Source organism: Flavicella sp. (assembly GCF_029238425.1).
In the GTDB taxonomy this organism is placed as follows: domain Bacteria; phylum Bacteroidota; class Bacteroidia; order Flavobacteriales; family Flavobacteriaceae; genus Flavicella.
Genome location: NZ_JAQWGB010000184.1, coordinates 1 through 3,731 on the forward strand (window position 1 = coordinate 1; position 3,731 = coordinate 3,731).

The 3,731-nt window shown below is 32.1% G+C and carries 4 protein-coding genes; 1 reads left to right on the forward strand and 3 read right to left on the reverse strand.

All coding sequences use genetic code 11. From position 1 onward, the window contains the following. The 3 genes from P8H68_RS12495 to P8H68_RS12505 all read right to left on the reverse strand — a co-directional run. The coding region (locus tag P8H68_RS12495) for a carboxypeptidase-like regulatory domain-containing protein (RefSeq protein WP_300325717.1) at positions 1–1,328 on the reverse strand (1,328 nt) is incomplete at its 3' end. Beyond that, positions 1,318–2,232 carry a FecR family protein gene (locus tag P8H68_RS12500; protein WP_300325720.1) on the reverse strand — a complete coding sequence of 305 codons (915 nt, stop codon included), beginning with the start codon at positions 2,230–2,232 and terminating at the stop codon, positions 1,318–1,320. The genes P8H68_RS12500 and P8H68_RS12495, both read right to left, overlap by 11 nt. 71 nt (positions 2,233–2,303) lie before the next feature. Then, on the reverse strand, positions 2,304–2,816 hold the full coding sequence (locus tag P8H68_RS12505; protein ID WP_300325723.1) for a sigma-70 family RNA polymerase sigma factor: 513 nt from the start codon (positions 2,814–2,816) through the stop codon (positions 2,304–2,306). A gap of 139 nt (positions 2,817–2,955) precedes the next feature. Here P8H68_RS12505 and P8H68_RS12510 point away from each other — a divergent pair. Continuing rightward, on the forward strand, positions 2,956–3,731 hold a 776-nt coding region (locus P8H68_RS12510), incomplete at its 3' end, for a transporter substrate-binding domain-containing protein (RefSeq protein ID WP_300325724.1).

The following is a 3,731-nucleotide window of genomic DNA, read 5'->3' on the forward strand; positions in this document are numbered from 1 at the left end:
CCTCTATTTTTAATTTCTAAATTGTCTGTATTTGTTTCACCAAAACGCTCGTTTTCTGAATAATATTCTAGGTTATTCTTATTATATAAATTGCTAAAAACAAGTTTGTCTTTTTTAGAAACATCTGCAATTACTTTTAAATTATAATCGTGAAAAAAGAAACTGTTATTCACATTAGAGATGTCATTTTCACCATCAGTATCTTCCTCCACAATACGCGTGTTCTGAAATACACTTTCAGAAAATTTCTGATAGGTAATCGTATTCCAAAAATCGGTTAAAGAGCGTCTACCAGACAATATGATTCCTACTTTATTATTAAACAATGGAGCTTTTACATAAGCATCAGCATGCAATAAATTCATACCAAACCCACCATTAAATTCAGGTACGGCATCTCCAGAACTAATGTCCAAAACCCCTCCTATGCGCTCTCCATATTTCGCACTTGTCCCACTTCTGTAAAACTCAATTTTTTTAGTTACATAAGGATTAAATGAAGAAATTAGGCCAAAGAAATGTCCACTTTCATACATTTTTATTCCATCAAACAAAATCAAATTCTGATCTGGTGTCCCTCCTCTTACATGCAAATCGGAAGCTGTTTCTCCTGGACTTTGAACTCCAGGAAGCAGTTGTAGACTTTGTAACACATCAGGTTCCGTCAATCCCGGAAGAATTCCAAGATTCTTTGGAGAAACTCGAATAGCCCCATCTCTTTTTTTAGACATTCCTTGCGTTAGATAATCACTAATCAGAACCTCCTGTAATTCCTCATTCGTTTCTGTTAGAACAATTTTTTTACAATCATTGTGTAACATTTTATACACCGGACTTTCTACACTATAGTAACCTAGATAATCAACTCTTACAACCCAGTTTGACTCCAACTTATGCAACTCAAAATACCCTTCTGAATTAGAAGACACTCCAATATTTTTATTTTCTACCCATACCGTTGCGTTGGCAATTGGCGCGCCTGAATTTTGATCAACAAGAAAACCACAAACAACATTGTCCGTGGTAATTTCTTTTTGTTTTATAACGATATACCTATCGTCTAAAGTTTCGAAAATTAAATTGGTCTCTTCCTCAAGATATAACAAAACCTTTTTTAAGTCTGCCTCTTCCTTTTGATTAGAAATAGTAAATTTTTCAATCAGCTCAGCATCATAAGAAAAACGAACTTTATGCTGCTTTTCTAATGAAATTAAAATTTCTTTTAGGGCTGTTTGTTCTTTTTTGTTTTTTTGAACCTGCCCTTGAACCTGTCCGCTTGCTATAAGTACTAAAAAAAGTATTAAAAAATAATATCTGTTACTTTTCACTAAGAGTTATTTTACCTGATTCACCAATCGTATACGCGATTTGTAAAGGTATAAAAACTGTTTGTAAAGCGATTTCTTTATTTTTATTGGTAAAACTTCCAGAAAACAATTGATTCTGATTTACATTTTCCGAGTTGATCGTAATGTCATATTGTTTTTCTAACTCTTTTAAAACATACTTTAGCGGAGTGCTTTTAAAGGTGCTTTCACCTAACACCCAACCCGGCTCTGTTGTTTCAAAAGTAGTTGCTTCTCCGGCTTGTCCTTTAATTTTTTTGAAGCCTTTTCCTGGCGTTAGAATCGCTTCATCAGCAGCACTAACAACCTTTACTTTTCCTTCAAAACATTTTACGTCAAAATAGCCATTGGTTCTTTTTACATTGAATTGAGTTCCTAAAACACTTACAGATCCTAATTCTGTTGCCACAGTAAATTTAGAACCTTTTTGTACTTTAAAATATCCTTCTCCATTTAAATTCAGGTTTCTCTGTCCTTTCTCCCAATCTTTTTTGTTTAGCGTAAGTTTTGATTTTGCATTTAGTTGCACTTCAGAACCATCAGGCAAAACAATTGCTAACTGTTCACCATAAGAGGTTTGGTACACTGTTTCTTTATCCACAAAATAAAAAATTCCAAAAAGTAAAGCGATCGATGCCGCAACAGCATAAGACCAGCTTGGCACCATTTTTCTCACTTTTTGTTTGGGCTGTTTTACCTTATTTTGAATTGCCTTTAAAGTAGCTTGCTGATCAAATTCTGGTGCTTTAAACAGCTCCATCTTCTCCACTATTCTTGAGTAATCCTTGAATTCTTCGGTTTTTTCAAAAGCAATGCGTTCCTCTTCTTTGAGGTCTTTGTTTAGCCATCTAGCTAAAAAAGTATCGTCTGTGTATTTTTGCTCCATAATTATATCCTTTGTAAATAAAACAACTTACTTATAAGCTACCCTACCTTTTTTTTTAGTTTTTTTTAACTTTAAAATTTATCACTAATTTTTTCACGCATTTTTAAAAGTGCTCCATGCATTCTTTTTTCAACGGCTTTGACGGATATATTTAATAGCTCGGCAATTTCTTTATAACTTTTTTTATCAATCCTACTCATTAAAAACACTTCACGTTGACCCTCTGTCAAATCAGAGATTGCGTTTTGAAGTTTCACCATAAATTCTTTTTCTTCTAAAATAAATTCTGGATCCTCATTTGTAGCATCTGTTGTTGGTATTTGATTGTATTTCAAAACCACTTTTTTATGAGCTACTTCATTCAAAAACATATTGTTCGCAACGGTGTATAGAAAAGATTTTGCTTTTTCAAAAATTACTTTCGCACAGTTATTCCACATTTTTATAAACGCTTCCTGAACCAAGTCTTCAGCCTGATCCTCATTTCCACATTTATAATAAATAAAATTATAGAGAGATTTGGAATGACTGGAGTACAGGTCTTCGAACACCTTTGATTCACAAACCGATTTTTCTTCTGACATAGGGTAAGCTAGTTTTAAAATCAAAAATAACTATTTTTTTTATCTATAAAGCATCTAAAAAAATAAGTATGAAACTAAATCCGACCCATGAATTTCATCAAATTATCATGTATCTTTGAAATTACCTAACAAAAAAATTATGAAAAATTATTTTATAAAAAGCTTGATATGCTTTCTTTGTTTAGCAAGCTCTATCACCTCAGCCCAAGAATTAAAATTGGCGTCAGATATTTGGCCCCCTTTCACTAACTCGGAACAAGAAAAATCAATTGCCTTAGAAATTGTACATCAAGCGCTTTCACAATCTAATATTGAGAGCAAAACCTCTATTTTAAAATTTAGGGATGTGATTGAAGGAATAGCATCTAATGCATTTGATGGTAGTGCTGCTTTATGGAAAACAGCTGAAAGAGAAAAAACAATGTTGTTTTCAGATCCTTATCTTCAGAATCAACTTGTTTTAGTTGGTAATAAAAATACAAATGTAGAAAGCCCTAATTTGGAAGGTAAAAAAGTTGGGCTTATTCAAGGGTATGCTTATGGAAACGAAATTACCACGAACAAAAAAATTGAATTTGTTTTCAGCAAAAACAATCAAGAAAATTTAGAAAAATTACTTTCTGGGGAGATAGATTATTTTTTAGTAGACAATTTATTGATTCAATACATGCTAGAATACCAAGTAAATGATGTGAACAAATATCTAGAAATTGCTCAAAAACCGTATTCAAAAAAGTCATTACATTTTGCCATCAATAAAAAAGTACCAAATGCTGAAAAAATTATGGCCGACTTTAATACTCAAATCAAAAAAATGATGATGGATGGTAGTTATAATGATATTATGCAATTAGACCGTATCAAAATGGATGTTGATAATGATGGTGTTTCCGAAATTATTTTAAGTTCTAATCT